General features: G+C 39.6%; 21 protein-coding genes and 1 pseudogene. 4 read left to right on the forward strand and 18 right to left on the reverse strand.

The window, feature by feature from the left end; all coding sequences use genetic code 11:
* The 6 genes from AKG98_RS23050 to AKG98_RS18960 all read right to left on the reverse strand — a co-directional run.
* The coding region (locus tag AKG98_RS23050) for a helix-turn-helix domain-containing protein (protein WP_157534173.1) at nucleotides 1–92 on the reverse strand (92 nt) is incomplete at its 3' end.
* A 253-nt stretch (nucleotides 93–345) separates the two neighbouring features.
* Nucleotides 346–1,560 carry a serine/threonine transporter SstT gene (gene sstT / locus AKG98_RS18940; protein ID WP_067049671.1) on the reverse strand — a complete coding sequence of 405 codons (1,215 nt, stop codon included), beginning with the start codon at nucleotides 1,558–1,560 and terminating at the stop codon, nucleotides 346–348.
* Nucleotides 1,561–1,714: 154 nt separating this feature from the next.
* Nucleotides 1,715–2,152, reverse strand: coding sequence for a hypothetical protein (locus tag AKG98_RS18945; protein WP_067049674.1), 438 nt, complete (start codon nucleotides 2,150–2,152; stop codon nucleotides 1,715–1,717).
* Nucleotides 2,153–2,620 carry a hypothetical protein gene (locus tag AKG98_RS18950; RefSeq protein WP_228140363.1) on the reverse strand — a complete coding sequence of 156 codons (468 nt, stop codon included), beginning with the start codon at nucleotides 2,618–2,620 and terminating at the stop codon, nucleotides 2,153–2,155.
* A complete protein-coding gene (locus AKG98_RS18955; protein WP_067049676.1) occupies nucleotides 2,620–3,237 on the reverse strand; it encodes a prepilin-type N-terminal cleavage/methylation domain-containing protein in 618 nt (205 codons plus the stop codon). Before AKG98_RS18955 ends, AKG98_RS18950 begins: the two co-directional genes overlap by 1 nt.
* Nucleotides 3,224–3,751, reverse strand: coding sequence for a prepilin-type N-terminal cleavage/methylation domain-containing protein (locus AKG98_RS18960; protein ID WP_067049679.1), 528 nt, complete (start codon nucleotides 3,749–3,751; stop codon nucleotides 3,224–3,226). The genes AKG98_RS18955 and AKG98_RS18960 overlap by 14 nt, the downstream gene beginning before the upstream one ends.
* A gap of 226 nt (nucleotides 3,752–3,977) precedes the next feature.
* Between AKG98_RS18960 and AKG98_RS18965 the strand changes: the two genes are divergently transcribed.
* Nucleotides 3,978–4,199 (forward strand): hypothetical protein, encoded by a 222-nt coding sequence (locus tag AKG98_RS18965; protein ID WP_067049682.1) that lies wholly within the window; start codon nucleotides 3,978–3,980, stop codon nucleotides 4,197–4,199.
* A gap of 107 nt (nucleotides 4,200–4,306) precedes the next feature.
* Here AKG98_RS18965 and carB read toward each other — a convergent pair whose 3' ends face one another.
* The 5 genes from carB to AKG98_RS18990 form a co-directional block, all read right to left on the reverse strand.
* Nucleotides 4,307–7,525, reverse strand: a complete 3,219-nt coding sequence (carB, locus tag AKG98_RS18970; RefSeq protein WP_067049684.1) for a carbamoyl-phosphate synthase large subunit — start codon at nucleotides 7,523–7,525, stop codon at nucleotides 4,307–4,309.
* Between the two features lie 27 nt (nucleotides 7,526–7,552).
* The gene (gene carA / locus AKG98_RS18975; RefSeq protein WP_369814936.1) at nucleotides 7,553–8,710 is read right to left on the reverse strand and encodes a glutamine-hydrolyzing carbamoyl-phosphate synthase small subunit; all 1,158 of its coding nucleotides are present in this window, start codon (nucleotides 8,708–8,710) and stop codon (nucleotides 7,553–7,555) included.
* A gap of 171 nt (nucleotides 8,711–8,881) precedes the next feature.
* Entirely contained in the window at nucleotides 8,882–9,700 is an 819-nt protein-coding gene (gene dapB / locus AKG98_RS18980; protein ID WP_067049690.1) for a 4-hydroxy-tetrahydrodipicolinate reductase, read from the reverse strand.
* Nucleotides 9,701–10,279: 579 nt separating this feature from the next.
* Nucleotides 10,280–10,897: an FKBP-type peptidyl-prolyl cis-trans isomerase gene (locus AKG98_RS18985; RefSeq protein ID WP_067049694.1), complete on the reverse strand. Its 618-nt coding sequence runs from the start codon at nucleotides 10,895–10,897 to the stop codon at nucleotides 10,280–10,282.
* 144 nt (nucleotides 10,898–11,041) lie between these two features.
* Nucleotides 11,042–11,974 carry an ROK family protein gene (locus AKG98_RS18990; RefSeq protein ID WP_067049697.1) on the reverse strand — a complete coding sequence of 311 codons (933 nt, stop codon included), beginning with the start codon at nucleotides 11,972–11,974 and terminating at the stop codon, nucleotides 11,042–11,044.
* Nucleotides 11,975–12,249: 275 nt separating this feature from the next.
* Here AKG98_RS18990 and AKG98_RS18995 point away from each other — a divergent pair, with 275 nt between their 5' ends.
* Nucleotides 12,250–12,972, forward strand: a complete 723-nt coding sequence (locus AKG98_RS18995; protein WP_067049702.1) for a lipoate--protein ligase — start codon at nucleotides 12,250–12,252, stop codon at nucleotides 12,970–12,972.
* A 92-nt stretch (nucleotides 12,973–13,064) separates the two neighbouring features.
* On the opposite strand, the gene dnaJ is transcribed toward AKG98_RS18995, so the two are convergent.
* The 3 genes from dnaJ to AKG98_RS19010 all read right to left on the reverse strand — a co-directional run bounded on the left by dnaJ (nucleotide 13,065) and on the right by AKG98_RS19010 (nucleotide 17,404).
* Nucleotides 13,065–14,195, reverse strand: a complete 1,131-nt coding sequence (gene dnaJ / locus AKG98_RS19000; RefSeq protein ID WP_067049705.1) for a molecular chaperone DnaJ — start codon at nucleotides 14,193–14,195, stop codon at nucleotides 13,065–13,067.
* Nucleotides 14,196–14,290: 95 nt separating this feature from the next.
* The gene (dnaK, locus tag AKG98_RS19005) at nucleotides 14,291–16,219 is read right to left on the reverse strand and encodes a molecular chaperone DnaK (RefSeq protein ID WP_067049708.1); all 1,929 of its coding nucleotides are present in this window, start codon (nucleotides 16,217–16,219) and stop codon (nucleotides 14,291–14,293) included.
* A gap of 282 nt (nucleotides 16,220–16,501) precedes the next feature.
* Nucleotides 16,502–17,404, reverse strand: a complete 903-nt coding sequence (locus AKG98_RS19010) for an ABC transporter substrate-binding protein (protein WP_228140364.1) — start codon at nucleotides 17,402–17,404, stop codon at nucleotides 16,502–16,504.
* A 192-nt stretch (nucleotides 17,405–17,596) separates the two neighbouring features.
* Between AKG98_RS19010 and AKG98_RS19015 the strand changes: the two genes are divergently transcribed.
* Nucleotides 17,597–18,058, forward strand: a complete 462-nt coding sequence (locus AKG98_RS19015; RefSeq protein WP_067049714.1) for a cytochrome c — start codon at nucleotides 17,597–17,599, stop codon at nucleotides 18,056–18,058.
* Between the two features lie 86 nt (nucleotides 18,059–18,144).
* On the opposite strand, the gene AKG98_RS19020 is transcribed toward AKG98_RS19015, so the two are convergent.
* Nucleotides 18,145–20,439 (reverse strand): response regulator, encoded by a 2,295-nt coding sequence (locus tag AKG98_RS19020; RefSeq protein WP_067049717.1) that lies wholly within the window; start codon nucleotides 20,437–20,439, stop codon nucleotides 18,145–18,147.
* A gap of 80 nt (nucleotides 20,440–20,519) precedes the next feature.
* On the opposite strand from AKG98_RS19020, the gene AKG98_RS19025 reads away from it, so the two are divergent.
* Entirely contained in the window at nucleotides 20,520–21,275 is a 756-nt protein-coding gene (locus tag AKG98_RS19025) for an ABC transporter substrate-binding protein (RefSeq protein WP_067049720.1), read from the forward strand.
* A gap of 84 nt (nucleotides 21,276–21,359) precedes the next feature.
* On the opposite strand, the gene ribA is transcribed toward AKG98_RS19025, so the two are convergent.
* The 3 genes and pseudogenes from ribA to AKG98_RS19035 form a co-directional block, all read right to left on the reverse strand.
* Nucleotides 21,360–22,001: a GTP cyclohydrolase II gene (ribA, locus tag AKG98_RS22780; RefSeq protein WP_067049730.1), complete on the reverse strand. Its 642-nt coding sequence runs from the start codon at nucleotides 21,999–22,001 to the stop codon at nucleotides 21,360–21,362.
* Nucleotides 21,993–22,412: pseudogene (locus tag AKG98_RS22785) on the reverse strand (NADAR family protein); the annotation flags it as partial. The gene ribA and the pseudogene AKG98_RS22785, both read right to left, overlap by 9 nt.
* 249 nt (nucleotides 22,413–22,661) lie before the next feature.
* Nucleotides 22,662–23,333 (reverse strand): cytochrome b/b6 domain-containing protein, encoded by a 672-nt coding sequence (locus AKG98_RS19035; RefSeq protein ID WP_067049724.1) that lies wholly within the window; start codon nucleotides 23,331–23,333, stop codon nucleotides 22,662–22,664.
* Between the last annotated feature and the right edge of the window lie 225 nt (nucleotides 23,334–23,558).

Consider the following 23,558-nt stretch of genomic DNA (forward strand, 5'->3'; position numbering starts at 1 on the left):
TAAGCGAAACGAACACAACCAAATGTATGAGCAAGTATTGTTACCTGCTCATTGTTTGGATAGAATCTGTATTTATACGCAATAAGTTTCAATTTTCAGCACCTTAGATAACTGTATACATATACAGCACCAAGGTCTAAACTTAGACTCTATATGTAAATATGTCAATATTAATAACAAAACAAAGTGCTTATTGCTACGCAATAATGACTTACATCACCGCCCTAAAGGACAGTGTTTTTCGTCAAAGGTGATAAAAAAAGCAGCCAGTTATCATTAACTGGCTGCTTTTTTATTATAGATATACTGTTGCTCGCACAAAGCGAATCAGGTTAGTCGCATATTTTATGCGTCTGTTTTTCTTGCATGAGCGTGGCTCACTGCCGCAGTAAATACCACATCAGTTGAACTGTTTAACGCGGTTTCTGCCGAGTCTTGCAATACACCGATAATGAAGCCCGTTGCAACCACTTGCATAGCAATTTCATTATCGATACCAAATAAGCTACAAGCTAATGGAATCAGCAATAATGAACCACCAGCAACACCAGAAGCGCCACATGCAGAAATAGCCGCAATGACACTTAACAGTAAGGCAGTTGGTAAATCAACCGCAATACCTAAGGTATTAACAGCTGCCAAAGTAAGTACCGTGATCGTGATCGCCGCGCCGCCCATGTTAATGGTTGCACCAAGCGGAATAGACACCGAGTAAGTATCTTTATGTAAGTTTAATTTTTTACATAACTCCATATTAACCGGAATATTCGCTGCAGATGAACGCGTGAAGAACGCAGTAATACCACTTTCACGTAAACACTGAAAAATAAGTGGATATGGATTTTGACGTGACATGAAAAATAAAATAGCCGGATTAATCACTAATGCAACAATGGCCATTGATCCCAGTAATACTGCCAGTAAGTGGGTATAACTTGCCATTGCTGAAAAACCAACGGTAGCAAATGTTGATGCCACTAAACCAAAAATACCTAGCGGTGCAAATCGGATCACCACATGCACTATCTTCGACACACCACCAGCAATGTCACTGATCACTTGTTTGGTCGTCGATGATGCGTGCTTCAAGGCAACGCCAAAACCAATACCCCAGGTTAACACACCAATAAAGTTGCTGGTAACAATTGCATTGATTGGATTATCAACCACTTTATAAATCAGGTTACGTAATACCTCGGTGATATTACTTGGTGCCGCATTTGTTGCACCTTCAGTCATTAAGGCTAACTGTACAGGGAATAAAAAACTTAAACTAACTGCGACAAGCGCAGCAGCAAAGGTGCCAAGTAGATACAAGACAACAACAGGGCGCATATTAGCATTGGTATTCGCTTCTTGATTGGCTATCGCGGAGATAACTAATACAAATACTAATAAAGGTGCGATCGCTTTTAGCGCACTGACAAATAATCCGCCAAATAAACTTGCTTCTTTAGCAATCTCAGGGGCTGCATACGCTAACGCGATACCCGCAATAATACTAATTATGATCTGCTTAACCAAACTCAGTTGAAAAAGCCCTGCTACTTTACTACCCATATCACGTCCTAAATATCAATAAACACCAATAAAGGCAGGATAATATCAAATTAAATGGAAAAAATAATATAAAACATTGGTAATTCATCACAGAATGACAATAAATATTGAGTTTAACGTAAATTATAGTTCACAACACTTGAGCTGCTTTATTTTATCTCACTATCAGGCCCTGATTTAGTATCGTCATACTACTTATGGTATAAGGAGTATTCATTTTATCAATCCAATTAACTTTAACGACAACCTCTTTCAGTAGGCTTAATGTAGTTTTAGTTGTTATAACGCTTACTTGCCACGTTAAATTAAATTTATGTTGATCATAATGAATGCTCCCCGCGGCTAAATTACCACCCATATTGGAACTCAACGTATTAAATTCAACAATCGAACCGGTTAAATAATGGAGTTCATTCAACTTGTACTCCATTAATGCCCATGCAGTTGTATATTGGGATTGCTTCAATACAATTTGGGCCTGAGTTAACTTTAGCGCAGTCATGCCAAATACAGGCAGTGATAGAATAAATAAGCTGATCATCACTTCAAGTAAGCTCCCTCCTTGCTGTACCAGGTATCGTTTAAGCCGCATTTAAAATCCGAATAAAGAATTGGATAGCCAAACCCAAGGCGTTGATGTCGTAATGAGTTTGCGCTGCACCACCAGCCGTTCAGTATTATTGAATGGGATTGCGAGTAACACATTGAAAACACCTTCCTGTTCAGCGCATAAATAAAACCGCTCTGATAGCATAAATTCACGCATCATGTCATTAGGTGTGACAGCCTGACGACTCTCTAATGCTAAGTTAGTACAGGGTGCTACCGAAGCAAGTAATTCAGGAGACTCATAAAGAACGATATAAAATAAATCTAACTTATTTACTGCTGTGATTCTCGTTTTTAAATAATTAAGGTGGAGCTGGTTCCGTTGAATTCGCTGTTGCTGAAGATGCGCAAACGATAAACTACCACTGATCATAATAAAGACGATAATGAGCGTCATCGATAGTAAAGCGAAACCATGAACAGCGAAATATGAAGAGTGTTTATCGCGCACTATAGCAAAGCCCTCGCACTGCTATTTCGAAAAAAATTAAGCTCAATATCCATTAAATGACGATGGCGTATATTTAACGCGATCGTGACATAGCTTTCCACTCTTTGCGGTGACGTATACTGCTGGGCAATTGTAAATTGCAATAAGGTCACGTCGATATTAGCAGTGTCAGAAATCATCTCCCAACCTAAGCCACCCTCACAACTAACCTCACTGCCTTTACGCCGTTGTATCCCACCATTGTGTAGCCTAAATCCAAAGTTTTCACCACTAAAAATACCATCTTCATTACGATCATAGCGGTACAAAATACAATCTTTTCTGGCGTTCAAATTATACACTTGGTCATGACTATAAATAAAAGGGTTCGCCGCTTCGCTATTGAGGTTATAACCCGCTCGGTTTAGCTCTCGCTGCATAATAATCAATATATTTTTAGCTTCCTGCTGCACAAGATAATATTGTTCAGCCCGATTCTTTTGCACTTCATGTGTAGCGAATAAACTATAAAATCCAATCGAGATAACGCCGACTAATACAATCGAAATCATTGTTTCGATTAGCACAAATCCAGCGTGATGAACGCGGTAAGGTAATAATGATTTAACAAGGTGCATAAATAGCACTCTCTCCACGAACCATGCAAACTCGAATACGTCCCTGAGTACTCACAATTATCTTAGTGGAAAAACGACCTAATGAAAGTTGATAGGTGGCACCATTAGTCATACCAAATAACGGTGAAAAAGATAAATTAGGTCGATTAGTTGAGAGCTCAATACCACTTTTCACGGCGCTAACTTGGCCATATTTAGACTGACATAACGCGCTCGATGTAAAACAATCGCAGTTTTCTAATTGACTGATGACCCAGCATAATTCAACGGCAGTAATAAGTGAGTTGTTTACCTGCACATTAAAATAATGTGGTAACTCCCGCACTATTGATAATTGTCGAGTGACATTTAACGCTTCAACTAATTGTCTTGTGAGATGACATATTTTATTTTTATCCACCAATGCACGATATGAAGGCGCACTACTCGCCATCAATATAATCAGTATTGCCAGCGCTACAAGTAATTCGATTAAAGTTAGTCCTTGTAACTTACATTTACATTGTTTCGTCATCGTTAGATTTATTTACCTTGATAGCATGATGGCACTAACCTTAGAATAAAATGCAATCGCTGATACTTTTTTTCCAATAAACAGGTAAAATGTTCCGTAATTATTGAGTATGCCCACACTGATTACTTGTTCGCTTTGATTACACTCAGTGCCATGAACGAGTAAACAACAGGTGTAATTATACCGATCACAATAAATAAAAAGCACGCAAAATTAAAGAGTTATTATGTTAAAAATAGATTTTTCAGAAATCAACAAAAGCAGTTCAAAATCGTTCCATGAACAGCGAAATACCATCAAAAAAGTATGTCTTGGAAAAACTGTTTTATGCCCAGTTTGTCAGCAAGCATTAACGTTATTACCACCAAAGAACAAAAATGATGACTCTAAAACAGGGGTAAGTTGTGCGAAGGGCTGCACATTCATTGAGTTGGAATTTGAACTATAACGGTATAAATATAAAAATTGCAGATATAAAAAAACCTCGCTACTTGTTGTTACTAGATGCAACTAAGTAGCGAGGTTTTTTATTAACTATAAATACTGATTAAGTAATTACTTAATACGAGTATGTAGCTCTTGTATTGAGCGAACTGTACCACGGTCATCCGCAGAGTGCGCTTGGCACGTTGCAAATGCAGCATTCATTGTTGTTGTGTAGTTAACTTTATAACGTAAAGCCGCTGCACGTAGTTGACGAGAATCTTCAATCGCAACACGACCTTCAGTCGTATTAATGATGTAGCTGTATTCGCCATTTTTGATACGGTCAAGAATATGAGGACGACCTTCATGCACCTTGTTTACTAGACGAAGATTAATGCCTTCTTCACCTAGCGCAACGGCAGTACCGTGAGTCGCATCAATCTCAAAACCAAGTTCAATTAACTGTTTAGCTAATTCAGCTGCGCGGGCTTTATCACCGTTACGAACAGAAATAAGCGCACGACCACTCTTAGCCACTTCAGCAGAAGCACCAAGCTGTGCTTTAGCATAAGCTTCAGCAAAGGTATCACCGACACCCATTACTTCACCAGTAGAGCGCATTTCAGGGCCTAATAACGGATCAGCACCTGGGAATTTAGAGAATGGTAATACCACTTCTTTCACCGAGTAATATGGTGGGATAACTTCTTCAGTGAAACCAAGTTCAGCTAACGTTTGACCCGCCATTACACGTGCAGCAATTTTCGCAAGTTGTACACCCGTTGCTTTTGAAACAAAAGGAATAGTACGTGCAGCACGTGGGTTTACTTCAATAAGATAAACTTCATTATCTTTCACAGCGAACTGGGTATTCATTAGACCAATAACACCTAACTCTAATGCGAGTGCACGTACTTGGTCGCGCATAACATCAAGAATTTCAGGACTTAATGAATGAGGAGGTAATGAACAACCTGAGTCACCTGAGTGAACACCTGCTTGTTCGATGTGCTCCATGATGCCGCCAATAACAACATCTTTACCGTCACAGATAGCATCAACGTCAAGCTCGATAGCGTTATCTAGGAAACGGTCCAGTAATACGGGTGATTCGTTAGAAACACTGACCGCTTCTTTGAAGTAACGACGTAAATCGATTTCGTCATATACAATTTCCATTGCACGGCCACCAAGTACATATGATGGACGAACAACTAACGGATAACCGATACCTTCAGCAGAAATAACCGCTTGTTCTGTCGTTGTTACCGTCGCATTATCAGGCTGTAATAAACCTAAACGGTCAACCGCTTGTTGGAAGCGTTCACGATCTTCAGAACGGTCAATCGCATCCGGTGATGTACCTATGATTGGTACGCCAGCTGCTTCTAATTCACGCGCTAGTTTAAGGGGTGTTTGACCACCGTACTGAACGATCACGCCTTTCGGTTTTTCAATACGGACGATTTCTAATACATCTTCTAGTGTAATAGGTTCGAAGTATAGACGATCAGATGTATCGTAATCAGTTGAAACCGTTTCAGGGTTACAGTTAACCATGATAGTTTCGTAACCGTCTTCACGCATCGCTAGTGCCGCGTGTACACAGCAGTAATCGAATTCGATACCTTGACCAATACGGTTAGGACCGCCACCGATGATCATGATCTTATCGTTATCTGTTGGGTTTGCTTCGCATTCTTCATCGTAAGTAGAATACATGTAAGCGGTGTCACTTGAGAATTCAGCGGCACAGGTATCAACACGTTTGTAAACCGGAAAAATCTCTAAACGATGACGTAATTTACGGATTTCATTTTCGCTTACACCGGCCAGTTTAGACAGACGTAAATCAGAGAAACCTTTACGCTTAAGTTGACGTAATGACGTTTCGTTTAGACCCGCTAAACCGATTTTGCTCACGTTTTTTTCAGCGTTAACAATGTCTTCGATTTGCACGAGGAACCAAGGGTCAATACATGTGATCGCATAGATCTCATCTGTTGACATGCCCATACGGAAAGCATCTGCAATATAGAAGATACGCTCAGCGCCCGCTTCTGTTAGCTCTTGACGGATCTTAGCTGCTGCAGACTCATCCGTTAAGTTCACTTCTGGATCAAAACCGTTCTTACCGATTTCCAGGCCACGTATTGCTTTTTGCATTGATTCTTGGAAATTACGACCAATCGCCATGACTTCACCCACAGATTTCATCTGGGTAGTTAGACGGTCATTAGCACCGGCAAATTTTTCGAAGTTAAAGCGTGGCATCTTAGTTACCACGTAATCCAGTGTTGGTTCAAATGATGCTGGCGTTGCACCACCCGTAATATCATTAGATAGTTCGTCTAACGTGTAACCTACCGCTAGTTTCGCCGCAATTCGAGCAATTGGGAAACCCGTTGCTTTTGATGCAAGTGCAGATGAACGAGATACACGTGGGTTCATCTCGATGATAACCATACGGCCATCAACAGGGTTGATACCAAACTGTACGTTTGAACCACCAGTTTCTACACCAATTTCACGTAGAACAGCCATCGATGCATTACGCATGATCTGGTATTCTTTATCCGTGAGTGTTTGTGCTGGTGCAACCGTGATTGAGTCACCCGTGTGGATGCCCATTGGGTCAATGTTTTCAATTGTACAGACGATGATACAGTTGTCGTTTTTATCACGTACAACTTCAGTTTCGTACTCTTTCCAACCGATTAATGATTCATCGATCAATAGTTCAGTTGTTGGAGAAAGGTCTAAACCTAACGTACAAATGTCTTCAAACTCTTCCATGTTGTAAGCAATACCGCCACCCGAACCACCCATAGTGAATGATGGACGAATAATACACGGGAAGCCAACTTCAGCTAGCACGCCTTTCGCTTCTTCGATTGTATGTGCAATACCAGCTCGTGGTGTTTCAAGACCAATGGCTTTCATGGCTTTATCAAAACGGCTACGGTCTTCCGCTTTGTCGATTGCGTCAGCTGTTGCGCCAATCAGTTCAACGTTAAACTCTGCTAAAACACCTTTGCTGTCTAGCTCAAGTGCACAGTTTAATGCTGTTTGACCACCCATTGTTGGTAAGATCGCATCTGGACGCTCTTTTTCAATGATGTTACGTACAACTTCCCAATGGATCGGCTCGATGTAAGTCGCGTCCGCCATTTCTGGGTCAGTCATAATGGTAGCTGGGTTTGAGTTAACTAGAATAACTCGGTAGCCTTCTTCACGAAGTGCTTTACAAGCTTGAGCACCGGAATAGTCAAACTCACACGCTTGACCAATTACGATAGGACCTGCGCCCAAGATTAGAATACTTTTTATATCATTACGTTTTGGCATAGTTCAATTCTCTACTAGGTATCAGGCTTAGGCTTTGCTTTTTTCCATACTCTTTTCCATCAACTCTATAAAGTGATTGAAAAGTGGAGCTGCATCGTGTGGACCAGGACTTGCTTCAGGGTGACCCTGGAAGCTAAATGCCGGTTTATCAGTACGATGAAGACCTTGTAAAGAGTCATCAAATAATGATTTGTGCGTCATTACTAGATTTTCCGGTAACGTTGTTTGATCTACTGCGAAACCATGGTTCTGCGCCGTAATCATCACTACGCCACGCTCCAAGTCTTTTACAGGGTGGTTAGCACCATGATGACCGAACTTCATTTTTAATGTTTTAGCACCACTTGCTAATGCAAGTAATTGGTGACCTAAACAAATACCAAATACAGGAATATCTGTAGTTAAAATTTCTTTAATTGCTGCGATTGCATAATCACACGGTTCTGGATCACCGGGGCCGTTTGATAAGAAAACACCATCTGGATTTAACGCTAATACTTCTTTCGCAGTTGTTTGCGCAGGCACAACCGTAATACGGCAACCACGGTCAACTAACATACGTAAGATATTTCGCTTAACACCATAATCATAAGCAACGACGTGGAAGCGAGAGTCTGTAGCATCAGCAGGTAAACCACCCATTAATGTCCAGCTACCTTGGTTCCATTCATACGACTCTTTTACAGTCACTTCTTTCGCTAGGTCCATGCCTTTTAAGCCTGGGAAAGCTTTAGCAAGTTCTAATGCTTTCGCTTCATCTAGGTTGTCACCTGCGATGATACAACCCGCTTGCGCACCCTTTTCACGTAAAATACGTGTAAGTTTACGGGTATCAATATCAGCGATACCAACAACATTACGTTCTTTTAGATAATCAGTAAGTGATTGTTGATTACGGAAATTAGAAGTAACTAAAGGAAGATCTCGAATGATTAGTCCACAAGCATGAACTTCTGAAGATTCTGCATCTTCATCATTTGTACCGGTGTTTCCGATATGTGGGTAAGTAAGAGTAACGATTTGGCGAGAATAGGAAGGATCGGTTAAGATTTCTTGATAACCAGTCATTGAAGTATTAAAAACGACTTCACCTACCGAATGACCTTCTGCACCGATAGACACACCACGGAATACTGTTCCGTCTTCCAACACCAACAAGGCGATATTACTCAAGACAACCTCCAAAAAATAGATAGAAAAATAATAAAATAAATCAACTATTTACCCCAGGCTGTCACACAGCATAGTAATTCGAGACTAAAAAAACAACCTCTGAATTACTAAATTTTGGCAAATTCCGCGCATAATACAGAAAAAACAAATGTTACGCAACTGTTTTATTTTACGGTTTTGAATTTAAGATTTAAGATCAAGCACATCTTGCATTGTATACAAGCCCTGCTCTTGGGAAAACACCCAAGTTGATGCACGTATAGCACCTTTTGCAAATGTCATACGGCTCGATGCTTTATGTGTAATTTCAATGCGTTCGCCGATATCAGCAAACATAGCGGTATGTTCACCCACTAAGTCACCCGCGCGAATAGTAGAAAAACCAATAGTTTCGCGATCACGCTCACCGGTATTACCTTCACGGCCATACACAGCCACTTTTTTCAAGTCACGACCTAATGTATTAGCAATTACTTCGCCCATACCCAATGCAGTACCAGACGGTGCATCCACTTTATAACGGTGATGACCTTCAATGATCTCAATGTCAGTGTAGTCACCCATGACCTTGGCCGCCATTTCTAACAGTTTAAACATCACATTAACACCAACACTCATGTTTGGCGCAAATACCACACCTGTCGACTTACCGGCATCATGAATCAGTTGTTTTTGTTCGTCACTAAAACCCGTTGTACCAATCACTATTTTTTTATTATTCGCAACCGCAAACTCAAGATGCTGCAACGTTGCTTCTGGCACAGTAAAGTCGACAATAACATCAAAATCATTCGCCACGTCAGCAAGGCTGCTTACGACTTTAACACCCAGTGAGCCTAGACCCGCTAACTCGCCAACATCTGCGCCTAAGAAGTTACACTCAGGACGTTCGATTGCTGCACCAACAACGGCTGCGCCATCACTATCTTGAATGGCTTCTAAAATCGTACGGCCCATGCGACCATTACAACCCATCACCGCGATTCTTACTGCTTGTCCCATCTAGACTTCTCCCTGTGTTTATCATTAATCAAATAGTTAAAGTACTCTGATGATAGCACTCCTAGAAACACATCAACAATGCTAACTTATACCAATTACATTAAATAAATATTCGGCTATTTACTGGATTGCTAACCTCTATTTTAGGCATAAAAAAACCCGCTATTCTAACTGCTAGAATGCGGGTTTTATTATGCTGAATATTAGCAATCAACCGAAGATACCAAATAGGCCAGCCCATAGGTGCATCGTCGGTATTGTTAGAAACACAATTAAAAATACTAATGCATATTTCCAGTTAAAATCGTTATATGTTGCCATTATTCATTATCCATCAATTGATCTAAATCAAAAATCATCTTACCTAAATAATAATGGCTCAGCAGCAACTATATCAGCCACACCACTAATTTATCCCTTTATAGGTAGTGCCAATTTAAGGTTTCACGACTAAAGAAATAACGAAATTAATGAAGACGTAACACCAACGAATGAACTAAAAGCATATTTTAGACATAAAAAAACGCCTTACTCATATCGCTATGAACAAGACGTTTCACTAGTCTGTAATAGGACTAATTAGATGATGTCTAATAGTTCTACTTCAAATACTAGCGCTTGGAATGGACCGATTGCAGCGCCTGCGCCCTGTTCGCCATAAGCAAGGTTGTGTGGGATAGATAGTTTGAATTTATCACCAACGTTCATTAGTTGTAGTGCTTCAGTCCAACCAGCGATAACGCCGCCAACTGGGAACTCTGCAGGTTGATCACGTTCAACAGAGCTGTCAAATACAGTACCGTCAGTTAGCATGCCATGGTAGTGAACACGTACTGTAGAGTCTGCAGTTGGTTTTTGCTCGATGTCACCACGTGCGATAACTTCGTACTGTAGACCAGATTCAGTTACAGTTACTTCTTCACGTTCTGCATTTTCAGCTAAGAACTTTTCACCTTCAGCAGCGAAAACTTTAGATTTTTCAGCTTTTTCAGCTTCTAATTTCTCATGGATCAGTTTGAAAGCATCGTTTAGCTCTTCATTGCTAACTTTGCTCTCTACACCAGCGAACGCATCAGCAAGACCAGCTTGAACCGCTGAAATTTCTAGACCTTCGAATGGGTTAGCAGCAAGCTGTTGACCCATTTGTAGACCAATACCGTAACTACCTTTTTGTTCACTTGTTGCAAATTCAGACATAATTAAACTTCCATAATTCTTAATGATAAACACAGTGACTGTGTTGCTTAAATAACTAGATATGGGCGATTTATTTAAAAACAAGGGAATTAATAAAATTTTATCCCTTAAACAATATTTAGCATTTAATAAACGCTAAAAGGCTTATTTATAATTCAACAGTGCCGCACCACGCACGCCACCTTCACCACCAAATTTAGCTTGTTTTAATGCAGGTAACTTCATATTACTAAATACATAAGCGGCTATTTTTTCAGGTAGTTTAGAATACAACGCTTCAAAACGGGCTAAACCACCACCGAATACCACGACATTAGGATCAAGGATCATAATGAGACTGCCTAACGCAGCGGCTAAAATATCTAAAAACACAGTCACCGTTTTAACGGCAACCATTTCATTAGCTTCGTAAGCCGCAATAATATCGGGACCCTTTAACGCCTGTTCTTCATCACACGAGCCATTCATATGTATTTTGTAATGCTTGTATAACGCAGCAAGGCCAGTGCCTGAACAATAGGTTTCCAAACAAGAATGACCACCACAACCACAGTGGGTGACAGGTAATTCAGGATAACGCTGCAACATCGTACCCGGGATCGCCATATGACCAAATTCACCAGCACCAAAATTGTGCCCTGACAAGATGGTTTTATTAATGCAGATCGCACCACCTAAGCCGGTACCTAAAGTCACTGCAATAGCAATTTCTGCATCTTCAGCCGCTCCTTTATAACATTCCGATAGCGCGAAGCAATTAGCGTCATTTTGCACTTTTACATCACGACTAATGCGTTTCTGTAAATCAGACTGCAAATTCTGCCCATGTAAGCTAGGTAAGTTAGAGCAAATTAATGTATTCGTGTCAGGATCCATTACCCCAGGATAACCAATCCCGACGAGTCCTTTGCAATCGAATTTCTTATCTGCTTTAAAAATAAAAGTATCGAGTGCATCTAGTAGTTCTTCATAATCTTCGGTAGGTGCGGGGATCCGCTCATTAAAAACACATTCAAGTGCGGTGTTATATACCGAAAATTCTATCTTGGTACCGCCAATGTCAAAACCGTAATACATTTAACCCCCATAACCGTTAAATAACAGCTAAATAATTGATGATATAGTATTTTCCAATACATAATGAAAGTGTAATCAATTTCATACGAATAGGCAGCGTTATATCTATATAATCAATCACACATCAACAATTTATTATATCTCCTGTAACCAGAAACACTGGATAACAAAATGAAATCAAGAACCGTTAATCGATATCGCGCCAACTTAAGGGTTTGTAGTTACAGGAGATAAAGCTTAAAGTAACAGCAACTGCCCAAACTATAGACTTTGAAATGCCGCCACCTAAAAATAAATTCATCCGTTTTAACAGTATCAATATCGATAATGCTTTCGCTAAAGAAGCACAGTTAATTACCCAAATAAAGCAGGATGAATTAGAACAATGCTTAATGTTATGGCAAGCAAAGACACCAACACTGGTATTACCGGCAGGGAATAAATGGCCTGAATCGAGTACGCTAAAACAAGCGCTCGCAGAACAATATTGGCAGGTATTATCGAGACAAACAGGAGGCGCGCCAGTTCCTCAATCCCCCGGTATCATCAACTTATCCCACATCTATATTTGGCCAGAAAAAACACCTTATTCCACGGTTACTGCTTATGAAAGCCTGTGTTCTGTGCTAAAGGACTTTTTTTCCCAATATGGATTAGAAAGTGGAACGGCTGCAACCCCCTTCTCTTATTGCGATGGTGATTACAACTTAAATATTAATGGCCGAAAAATTGTTGGTACTGCGCAGCGTGTCATATTAAAAAAAGGCGGCCGTAAGATCGTTCTGGCGCAAGCATTTATATTAATTGATGTACTGCTCGATGAATTAATTAAACCAGTCAATCTTTGTTATGGCATCCTAGGAAAAGCACCATTAGTGAAGGCGAGTGCGCACACTTGTTTGTTTGAACATATTCAAGAGCGCCCAAGTATAGACACAATATATCAGCAGCTAACCCAAGCATTTTTACGCAGTGCTTATGCTATCAAGAGCGATTGAGTCGAGACTAGCAAAATAATAATAAGGTGATAAAATAAAGCCGCAATAATAATTGCGGCTTAAGAATGACTAAACGTTATACTCTAGTTTAGTTACTTCGTTAAATCATCAAAGAAGCTTTTAACACCGTCAAAGAAACCTTCTGACTTAGGCTTATGTTTCTTTGCCGACGCACTGTTTAATGATGCTTCAAACTGCTGTAACAACTCTTTCTGCTCAGCGTTTAGCTTAACCGGCGTTTCAAGTGTTACTTTACACAGTAGATCACCCGTCGCACCGCCACGTACTGATTTCACGCCTTTACCGCGTAAACGGAACATACGACCAGTTTGAGTTTCAGCTGGTACTTTTAATTTAACGCGACCGTCTAAGGTCGGAACCTCAATTTCGCCACCGATAGCGGCATGAGCAAAGCTAATTGGCACTTCACAGTACAGGTTGCTGCCGTCACGCTCAAAAATAGCATGTTGACGCACACTGACTTGCACATACAGATCACCTGATCCGGCGCCCATATCACCCGCTTCACCTTCGCCAGTTAAGCGAATACGATCGCCAGTATCAACACCAGCCGGAATTGTTACTTTTAGATCTTTGCTACGTTCGTAACGACCTTCACCATGGCATTTACGGCAAGGATCTTTAATGATTTTACCTTTACCATGACAGGTTGGGCATGCTTGGTTTACTGCAAAGAAACCTTGACGCATTTGCACTTGGCCTTGGCCATGACACGTACTACAAGTTGTTGCTTTAGTACCTGATTTAGCACCAGAACCATTACATACTTCACAATGACATTGGCTTGGAATACGGATCGTTTTACTTACACCACGAACCGCTTCTTCAAGGGTAAGTTCCATGTTATAACGCAGATCACTACCACGTGCAGCACGTTGTTGACGACCACGACCGCCGCCACCGCCACCAAAGATGTCACCAAATACATCGCCAAAGATATCACCGAAGTCACCTTGACCACCGTGTCCGCCTTGTTGATTTACACCTGCATGTCCATATTGGTCATAAGCCGCTTTTTTCTGTGCATCATTTAGCACTTCATAAGCTTCTTTAACTTCTTTAAATTGCTCTTCCATCGCTTTATCACCCTTAGTTCGATCAGGGTGATATTTCATTGCAAGGCGTTTATAGGCCTTTTTAACATCTTTTTCGCTAGCGTCGCGTGATACACCTAGCACTTCGTAATAATCGCGTTTTGACATAATAATCAGCTTAAATTTAAATAATTTAGATACACGAAAGGCGTTGGTGAAGCACCAACGCCTTTGCTATTTAAAAACTAATAACTTAGGCGTTATTATTTTTTGTCTTCTTTCACTTCTTCGAACTCAGCGTCAACAACATCACCAGTTACGTCTTTCTCTTTTGGCTGTTCTGCACCGGCTTCTGGGCCAGCTTGTTGTGCTTGAGCTTGCTGTTGAGCAATTTCCATCAATTTTTGAGCCGCTTCCATCAACGTTTGAGTTTTCGCTTCAATCGCTTCTTTGTCGTCGCCTTTAATTGCTGCTTCTAGCTCAACAATTGCTGCTTCAATTTTTTCTTTTTCATCAGCAGGTAGTGCTTCGCCAGCTTCTTCAATTTGCTTACGCGTACCGTGAACCATTGCATCAGCTTGGTTACGTGCTTGTACTAGCTCTTCGAATTTAGCATCTTCAGCAGAGTTTGCTTCAGCATCACGTACCATTGCATCTACTTCTTCTTCCGAAAGACCAGACGATGCTTGGATTGTAATTTTTTGTTCTTTACCCGTATCTTTATCAGTTGCAGATACGTGTAAGATACCATCCGCATCAATATCGAATGAAACTTCGATTTGTGGAATACCACGTTGTGCTGGACGAATACCTTCTAGGTTAAATTGACCTAGAGAGTTGTTGTCTGCAGCACGTTTACGCTCACCTTGGATTGCGTGAACGGTTACCGCTGATTGATTATCTTCTGCAGTAGAGAATGTTTGTGACGCTTTAGTCGGGATAGTTGTATTTTTCTCGATAAGCTTAGTCATAACACCACCCATAGTCTCAATACCCAGAGATAGAGGTGTAACGTCTAGAAGAAGTACGTCTGTTTTGTCACCAGAAAGTACTGCACCTTGAATCGCTGCGCCCATCGCGACAGCTTCATCAGGGTTAACGTCTTTACGTGCTTCTTTACCGAAGAACTCAGTAACAGCCGCTTGAACCATAGGCATACGAGTTTGACCACCAACTAGGATGATGTCGTTAATGTCGCCAACAGCTAGGTCTGAATCTTGTAATGCAATACGTAGTGGTTCCATCGTTGCTTTAACTAGATCTTCAACTAGAGATTCTAATTTAGCACGTGTCACTTTGATGTTTAAATGTTTAGGACCTGTTGCATCAGCAGTGATGTAAGGTAGGTTTACATCTGTTTGTTGTGTTGAAGATAGTTCGATCTTCGCTTTTTCTGCAGCTTCTTTTAGACGTTGCATTGCTAGCGGATCGTTTGTTAGGTCAAAGTTTTGTTCTTTTTTGAATTCTGCTACTAGGTAGTTGATTAGACGTGTATCGAAATCTTCACCACCTAAATGCGTATCACCGTTAGTCGCTAATACTTCAAACGTTTTCTCGCCATCAACTTCATCGATTTCGATGATAGAGATATCGAATGTACCACCACCAAGGTCATATACAGCTACGATGCTGTCGCCTTTAGCTGTGTTTACACCATAAGCGAATGCAGCTGCAGTTGGTTCATTGATGATACGTTTAACATCAAGACCAGCAATACGGCCAGCATCTTTCGTTGCTTGACGTTGTGAATCGTTAAAGTATGCAGGTACAGTAATTACGGCTTCAGTTACTTCTTCACCTAAGTAGTCTTCAGCAGTTTTCTTCATTTTTTTCAAAACTTCAGCAGAAATTTGTGGCGGAGCCATCTTTTCGCCTTTAACTTCAACCCATGCATCACCATTGTCAGCTTTCACAATTTTGAAAGGCATGATTTTGATATCACGTTGGATCTCTTCATCTTCAAAACGACGGCCGATCATACGTTTGATTGCAAACAACGTGTTTTCAGGGTTAGTTACAGCTTGGCGTTTTGCAGGCTGACCAACTAACGTTTCACCATCTGCGCTATAAGCGATGATTGACGGAGTAGTACGATCACCTTCAGCATTCTCGATTATGCGAGCAGTGTCGCCATCTAAGATTGATACACAAGAGTTCGTTGTACCTAAATCGATACCAATGATTCTACCCATAATCGTAATTCTCCAATAAAGACTTTCATTTACAAATTTGATACAGAATAAATGGTGACGGTTAAAGTAATTTCAAATCAATTAAAATACTTTGTCCATCACTGACAACCCGCACCTTGCAAGGTTATCTCTGCGATTGAAAATAAATATGGGGACAAAATGAGAGGCTTCAAGCAGAAATAGGAATTAATTAAAAATAAATTGAATATAATTACGAAAATTGACCTAAATATAGTTAAAAAGAGTTAGTAACACCGCTATTTAAGTCAATCAACACGTCTGCTACTCGATAATATACTTAGCTTTATCAATCACTTCACCAGACAACTCAATACCCATTCTGGCAGCAGCATCCAAATTAATGGAAAGTACAGGTTGAACAAGATAATTATCGGTGTGTAAGTTTTGCTCACCTTCAGCTAAGCGAACTAATAAATCAGCGGTATCCCGACCTATTTGTACATAATCGATGTTATAGACAGCAAAAACACCTTTGTTGATACTACTATGGTCCTCACCTATCAATGCAACGTCATTCCGTTCTGCTACTATTACAACGTAGTTTAGGTCAGGCATATCAGTAATATGATGGGGCAAATATATCGCATCAACTTGTTGTGCGAGTACTCGAGCTGAAGTTCTAAGTTCAGCACTCCTATCAATATAGGAGTAAATAACCTGTACACCGTTTTGTTTTTGCTGTGCTAAAAATTGCGATACGTTAAAGGTATCAGTCGAGTTATTATCAATAATGACACCTAATGTATTAATACCCGGCAATAATTTTTTAATAAAGTTAACATCATAATGATCTATTAACTCATCATGATGATTTTCATCCATACTACTTTTATCAAGGTAAATATCGGTAGATACACCTTGCTGGCTAACCAAGGTAATAAAAGGCGTACTCTGTGACATCGAAATAGTCATATTAACATCTGATAACTGCGCCTGACTTTCATCCATCCACGTCAGGTTCGTACCAACAACATAACCTTGTCGAGTTAACTCCGATTGTAACCCTGATTGAACGTGTTCGACCACCATGCCAGAATCTGAAACCGAGAGTGTGACTCGAAGCTGACTCGCTTGGCTTGCAGGGGAGAGTAAAGAAAGTAAAAACGTTAAAAACACGACTGATGGTATGCCAATATGACACCCTGATAAGAGTGAGTTTTCCATGAGATGACCTTCTCGCATTATGCTTTCCTTAGCTATTTAATACTGTCGAGGTAAGGTAGTTAATTTAACACACAATCTTTTGATAAATAATGCAATGCATCACATTTTACCATGCCTGAAAATGAGGTACCATCAAGTACATAATAATAGGTTATTGAGCAATGACCTTAACAATATAAATAAGGAAGCAATATGTTCTGGAGCAAAACACTAAAGTTAGCCGGACTTACATCGCTAATGATGTTCACGACGGCACAAGCGGCAACGTTTGATAAACCTGAAACCGATATTAAATATCGTCAATCGGCATTAACGATGATCGCTATTAACTTTTCTGACATGGCTGATATGGTTAAAGGTAAAAAAGAATGGAATGATGCCCAATTCCAACTGAGTTCTAAACAGTTAGCACAATTGATTCCAATGGCTCAGCACGGTTTTAGTGCCAGCGATAGCCAAACTGGTGACACTAAAGCGAAAGCAGCAATCTGGACAGATGCAGATGGCTTTGCCGCTAAATTTAGTCAGTTTAGTAAAGACGCTCAGCACTTAGCGACGGTTGCAAAAAAAGGTAATCGAGGTCAAATCAAAAAGGCATTTGGTCAAACAGCGAAAAACTGTAAGTCTTGCCATAGCGATTATAAACTTAAGTAATAACGAATATCATAAAGAAAGGCGAACAAATGTATTTGTTCGCCTTTCTTTATTTTAGAGCATCAGTGCACACCAAACATTAATTATCACCCCCTGGCGATTTGTCTCTGTGGTGCATTCGCTAACCAAGGCGATAAATGTTTTTGTAACATTAACGTTAATACTTGCTTACTCACTGGTTTCGCTATGAAATCATCCATTCCAGCGATAAAACATTTATCTTTTTCTGTTTGTAATACATTGGCGGTTAATGCCACGATCGGAATATGCTGATCAACAGTTTCACTTTCTCGAATAATCTTTGTTGCCTCAAAGCCATCAAGCACCGGCATCTGGCAATCCATCAATATTAAATTGAATGTTTGCTCTTTACATAAATCGACCGCAATTTGGCCGTTATCGGCAATCGTGACCTTAATACCGAGCTTTTGTAACATCATCTGAGTCACTTTCTGGTTGATAAATGTATCTTCAACCAAAAGCACTTTCATTACATCGCTGGCGGCCGTTTGTTCTACAACCTTTTCATTTTGTTCTGCGTCCTCATTGAGCATGGTTTTAAGGACCACATTTTTTAATGTATCGGCTTTATAAGGACGACTTAAAAAAGCTTTTATACCAAATTGTTTGGCTAATACATCATCACCGATTTTCGCTTCTGCAGACATCATCATTAAGCGAGGTGTGAGTTCCGCAAATTCATCTTGTAATTGTTTTGCCACCGTAAAACCATCCAAATTGGGCATGATTTTATCAATAATAACCAAATCAAATGGTTTCCCTTTATCTAAGGCATCAAGCACAATTTTTTTGGTTAAACACGGGTCATCGCAAGATACAGATGTCGCGCCAAAATTTTTCAACTGCGCAGAGGTAATACGCATATTTAGCATACTGTCATCGACAAGTAATATTGACAGTCCAGCAAGGCTTTGTTCTATATCCCTCCCGTGTAAAAGCTCATCAATACATTCAAATTCAGCGGTAAATTCAAATCGACTGCCTTTACCCGGCTTACTGTAAACCATAATGTCACTGTCCATTAATTGGACAATACTACGGCAAATCGCTAAACCTAATCCCGTACCACCATAATTACGTGTTGTGCTGCCATCTGCTTGTTGAAATTTCTCAAATATTTTTTGTTGGTTTTCAGCGGCAATACCGATACCAGTATCAATAATTTGGAACATGATCCCTGCACTATTATCTTCACGTACCATTAGCTTGATATTAAGATGCACGTAACCCTTAGAGGTAAACTTGATCGCATTAGATAAAAGATTATTTAATACTTGGCGTAATTGCGTGATATCACCGAGTACCATATCTGGTACTTGTTCATCAATATGACACACTAAAGCAATTTGCTTCTGTCCCGCTACAATTGAAAAATTAGCTTCAATTTCTTTACACAATTCAAATAAATTCAGTGGATTTTTGGCCAACACAAGTTGCCCAGATTCAATTTTCGAGAAATCCAGAATATCGTTAATTAAATCAAGTAACGTAATCGAAGAAGAGTAAAGCATATCAACAAACTCTTTCTGCTCACTATCCATTGGCATGTCTTGTAATAAGGATGCGGTACCAATCACACCGTTCATCGGTGTACGGATCTCATGGCTCATATTTGCTAAAAACTCACTTTTCTTCAAATTAGCATCTTCAGCTTGATGCTTAGCAACTTCCAGCTCATGATAGTTATGACGAATCCGTATAATTGAAGCATTATAACTTGCCGTTAAATTAGTGATCTCATCATCAAATGGACGAGGCATTAATTCAAGTGGTTGTGGTAGCTGATCATTATCAAACTTACTCACGGCGTCCGACATTTCAGTTAACGGTCTTACCACTATTTTATACACAACAAAAAGAATAAATAATGCCACAATGAAGGTTTGTACCGCCTGAGACAATAACAAGAAAATAAATTTATCCCACAATCCTTTATAGATAGGATAGAGGTTGGCCTGAACCTTGAGAGTGGCTAGATCAAACGTCTTACTGCCAAAGTCTTGCTGCATTGGCCAAGACACTTGATATTGATATTCCGATAATGGTGTTCCTAATCTAAGGATTGTACCGCTATCATCTTTAATTTCGAGGTAATGAACGTTAGGTAGTTTCATTATCCCTTCAGCCTGTAATTTTAATTGGTCCCGATCTTCAACCCACAAGCTCGCCGTTAAACTGGACAAATTACTTTGCCTTACTTGATCAAGCTGAGCCTCAATACCTGATATATCTTCTTTATAATCAAGGTAGACATTCAAGCCTGTAATGAGTAATGTAAAAAAAGAACTGATAAGTATAATTAATACGAGTAATTGCCTCGCAATACCTATTTTTTTCTTATGCAGCGTCGCTTTATTCATCCCTAAACCCACATCCTATTGCTAATCGACTAACCTAATGATAGACACTACTACGGAATTACTACTATAAGGAAGTAAAAATGAAACTGTTTATTTCAATAATGTTAACTCTACAGATTTGTATCGCTAGCTTTGCTACAAATGCAGAATCTATCAATTATTATGTCATTGCCAAACAAGCAATGCCTTTTCAAATAACAACAAGTAGTGAAAAACATTCTGGTATAGTTTCAGATATCATCTCACGTATATTTGTTGATCATTATATCGTCAATTATCATACCTATCCATTTAACCGTATGATTTCAGAATTAAAAGCCGGAAGAGAGAAAAACTGGGTAACTTATGGCAGCCCTAATTGGGGCGGAATACAAGCTGAAAACTTATCTGACATGCCGATTTATACCGTTCGCCATAGTATCTTAACCAACGCTAAATCTGACTTTTTTTACCACAATCTGAAAGACATAAACGATAAAGTATTTGTATTACTGTATGGTTTTAATTATCCAAGCTTACAACCCTTAATTGATAGCGGTCAAATTACAGAATTAAGAGTAAAAGACTATGCTGCAGCCTTTCGTATTTTAGACAAAATACCGCAAGACGCTGTGTTTGTGGAAATGACCTCTCGCATTAAATACAACTTAAAAATACAAGGTCGAGATCTAAATCAATATAAGTTACAAGACTTCTCAGCATTAATTCCAAACTACCCGATTTACTTGGCGCTCGATCCAAAGATGGATAAAGACATTCAAACATTTATTAACCAGAAATTATCCGACATGTCTGATTCAGGTTCACTAACAGAAATTATTAATCGCTATATCTAACACTATTACACCGGTAAATAAGTCGCTAACTTAGTTATCGGTGTATGTATTACGCCCTTGAAAATCAATTCAGGTTCATCCAATTTAGTTAATAAAACTAGACTCAAACATGTGGCCTAGCTTGTCAGCTTTAGTTTTAAGGTAACCTGCATTATGCGGGTTATGACCTTCTTGTAACGGCACGCGTTCCGCAATATTGATACCCGCTTTCATTAACGCATTGACCTTACGCGGGTTATTGGTCATTAAACTAACTGAATTTATATTCAAGTAACCTAGCATACCTTGGCAAAAAGTATAATCTCGCATATCAGCCGCAAACCCTAGACGTTCGTTTGCTTCAACTGTATCCGCGCCATCATCTTGTAGATGGTAAGCTCTAATTTTATTTAACAAACCGATACCGCGCCCTTCTTGGCGTAAGTACAAAATCACACCACTCCCTTTAGCGACAATATTTTGCATGGCTTTTGCTAACTGAAAGCCACAATCGCAACGCGCACTGAATAACGCATCACCAGTCAAACATTCCGAATGTAAACGAGTTAATACAGGCTCACTGGGATCAAGCTCACCATAAACTAAAGCTAAGTGCTCTTTACCTGTCGCGTTTTCAATAAAACCATGCATCTGAAACGTGCCGAATTCGGTCGGTAACTTTGCGCTATCAACATAAGTGATCAAATTATAAGGTGCTTGCTGAGCTAAATCACAACGTACATCCATTAATATTCGACCAAGTTCATTACGCCCGCTACCATCACCACCGTCCCCCCAATAAGTATCTTTATGCGAATGCTCTGTTAATACTTGATCACCCGTTGCCACAAGTTGATAGGCATAAAATGGATTCTGACTAAATTTTTTCAGCACGACATCACGCATGACACTATCACGTACTGCCATCCAATCCGATTTTACAAATTGCGCATACTCTCGGCTTAAACTGAAGGCTTTATCTGGTGTCAGTGCTTGACGAATTAAATCTTGTAATTGAAAATCATTGAATTTTTGCGCTTGATAATAATGTTCGCTACTCGGCCATTTAACCCCATCAACCTTAATGGTGGCTAACGCAAAATTTGACAAAAAACCGAAATCATCATTCGGTTCGTAAAACTGTATTTCATCTATCATTTATTTCTATTCCATGAAAATAAAGCTGATTTAACATTAACATATGAGACGTAAATGCTGTGCACGAGAGTGAGTATAGAGGTGATAGTGAGTGTAATACTGTTACACGCTTAAAAGATTAAGACATTAAAATTAAAAATTTAACCTTAATGTCTGCAAAATCCACTTTATGATTTATTTTAGAATGTTGGTATATTCATTCGTAAGTATAACGACTCATATTAACGTCCTAACCCTCTTTTATTACAATCAATAAAGTAAGTAACCTAAATTTTCATGTCCCCATTGCCACCAAATGACACCAGCAATACATACGTAGATAACCCAAGCCAATAAACCGTTCATCATTTTTGGCTGTGCAATCGAACTCACTAATTTATACTCTGCTACGCCTGTTATCATCGCTTTCACTAATGGCTGTTTTTTGAGTTTATAAGCGACGATAGCAATGACATGTAAGCCTATTGCCCAAAGTAATACATCAAAATTCACGCTATGTAACCATGTCATAAAGCTAACAGTATCCGCTGCAAAATATTGCGCTAAGGGACCTTCTGACAAAATATCATCACTGGCACTAAGTCCGGTAAATAGCTGGGTTATGATTAAGCCTAAAAACAGTATAACCATACATGCGCCAGCAGGATTATGACCAAATTTAACTCGATCAAACTTATTTTTATCACCAAGATAATCGATTAACGCTTTTGGACTTTTTATAAAGTAACTAAACTTGGCAGTATCACTACCAATAAAACCCCAAATAAAACGCGTTATCCAAAGCCCCAGTAGTGCATAGCCAAACAAAAAGTGCCATTCCATTTCGCCATTATCAGCACAGTACCACAATGCAAATAGCAAACTCACTTGTAACCAGTGATAACCACGAATAAATCCGTCCCAAACTTTAACCTTAACCATACAACCCTCTGCAGATAACAACGACGTAAATGCCCAACTAACATTGAGATAGGGGGCTATCTTCTAACACTTAACCAGACAATAGCAACAATTACCATTAACATACCTAGAAAATGGTAAAGGGTGAAACTTTCCCCTAACAAAAACACAGCCATTAATGCAGTTAACGGTTCTGTCGCAAACTCAGATTGTGCGTTCTAAATTAAATAGGTACTTTTCCTTAGA

Origin of the sequence: Moritella sp. JT01, assembly GCF_001574435.1 — a bacterium.
In the GTDB taxonomy this organism is placed as follows: Bacteria; Pseudomonadota; Gammaproteobacteria; order Enterobacterales; family Moritellaceae; genus Moritella.

What these genes read in the sequence shown, in the direction of transcription:
- dnaJ (WP_067049705.1), bottom strand. Translation starts at nt 14,195, where the DNA reads ATGTCAAAACGCGATTATTACGAAGTGCTAGGTGTATCACGCGACGCT.
- AKG98_RS19035 (WP_067049724.1), bottom strand. Translation starts at nt 23,333, where the DNA reads ATGGTTAAGGTTAAAGTTTGGGACGGATTTATTCGTGGTTATCACTGG.
- AKG98_RS18995 (WP_067049702.1), top strand. Translation starts at nt 12,250, where the DNA reads ATGCCGCCACCTAAAAATAAATTCATCCGTTTTAACAGTATCAATATC.
- dnaK (WP_067049708.1), bottom strand. Translation starts at nt 16,219, where the DNA reads ATGGGTAGAATCATTGGTATCGATTTAGGTACAACGAACTCTTGTGTA.
- AKG98_RS18990 (WP_067049697.1), bottom strand. Translation starts at nt 11,974, where the DNA reads ATGTATTACGGTTTTGACATTGGCGGTACCAAGATAGAATTTTCGGTA.
- AKG98_RS19010 (WP_228140364.1), bottom strand. Translation starts at nt 17,404, where the DNA reads ATGGAAAACTCACTCTTATCAGGGTGTCATATTGGCATACCATCAGTC.
- AKG98_RS19015 (WP_067049714.1), top strand. Translation starts at nt 17,597, where the DNA reads ATGTTCTGGAGCAAAACACTAAAGTTAGCCGGACTTACATCGCTAATG.
- AKG98_RS19025 (WP_067049720.1), top strand. Translation starts at nt 20,520, where the DNA reads ATGAAACTGTTTATTTCAATAATGTTAACTCTACAGATTTGTATCGCT.
- AKG98_RS19020 (WP_067049717.1), bottom strand. Translation starts at nt 20,439, where the DNA reads ATGAATAAAGCGACGCTGCATAAGAAAAAAATAGGTATTGCGAGGCAA.
- ribA (WP_067049730.1), bottom strand. Translation starts at nt 22,001, where the DNA reads ATGGATGTACGTTGTGATTTAGCTCAGCAAGCACCTTATAATTTGATC.
- dapB (WP_067049690.1), bottom strand. Translation starts at nt 9,700, where the DNA reads ATGGGACAAGCAGTAAGAATCGCGGTGATGGGTTGTAATGGTCGCATG.
- sstT (WP_067049671.1), bottom strand. Translation starts at nt 1,560, where the DNA reads ATGGGTAGTAAAGTAGCAGGGCTTTTTCAACTGAGTTTGGTTAAGCAG.
- AKG98_RS18965 (WP_067049682.1), top strand. Translation starts at nt 3,978, where the DNA reads ATGTTAAAAATAGATTTTTCAGAAATCAACAAAAGCAGTTCAAAATCG.
- AKG98_RS18960 (WP_067049679.1), bottom strand. Translation starts at nt 3,751, where the DNA reads ATGACGAAACAATGTAAATGTAAGTTACAAGGACTAACTTTAATCGAA.
- carB (WP_067049684.1), bottom strand. Translation starts at nt 7,525, where the DNA reads ATGCCAAAACGTAATGATATAAAAAGTATTCTAATCTTGGGCGCAGGT.
- AKG98_RS18985 (WP_067049694.1), bottom strand. Translation starts at nt 10,897, where the DNA reads ATGTCTGAATTTGCAACAAGTGAACAAAAAGGTAGTTACGGTATTGGT.
- AKG98_RS18955 (WP_067049676.1), bottom strand. Translation starts at nt 3,237, where the DNA reads ATGCACCTTGTTAAATCATTATTACCTTACCGCGTTCATCACGCTGGA.
- AKG98_RS18945 (WP_067049674.1), bottom strand. Translation starts at nt 2,152, where the DNA reads ATGCGGCTTAAACGATACCTGGTACAGCAAGGAGGGAGCTTACTTGAA.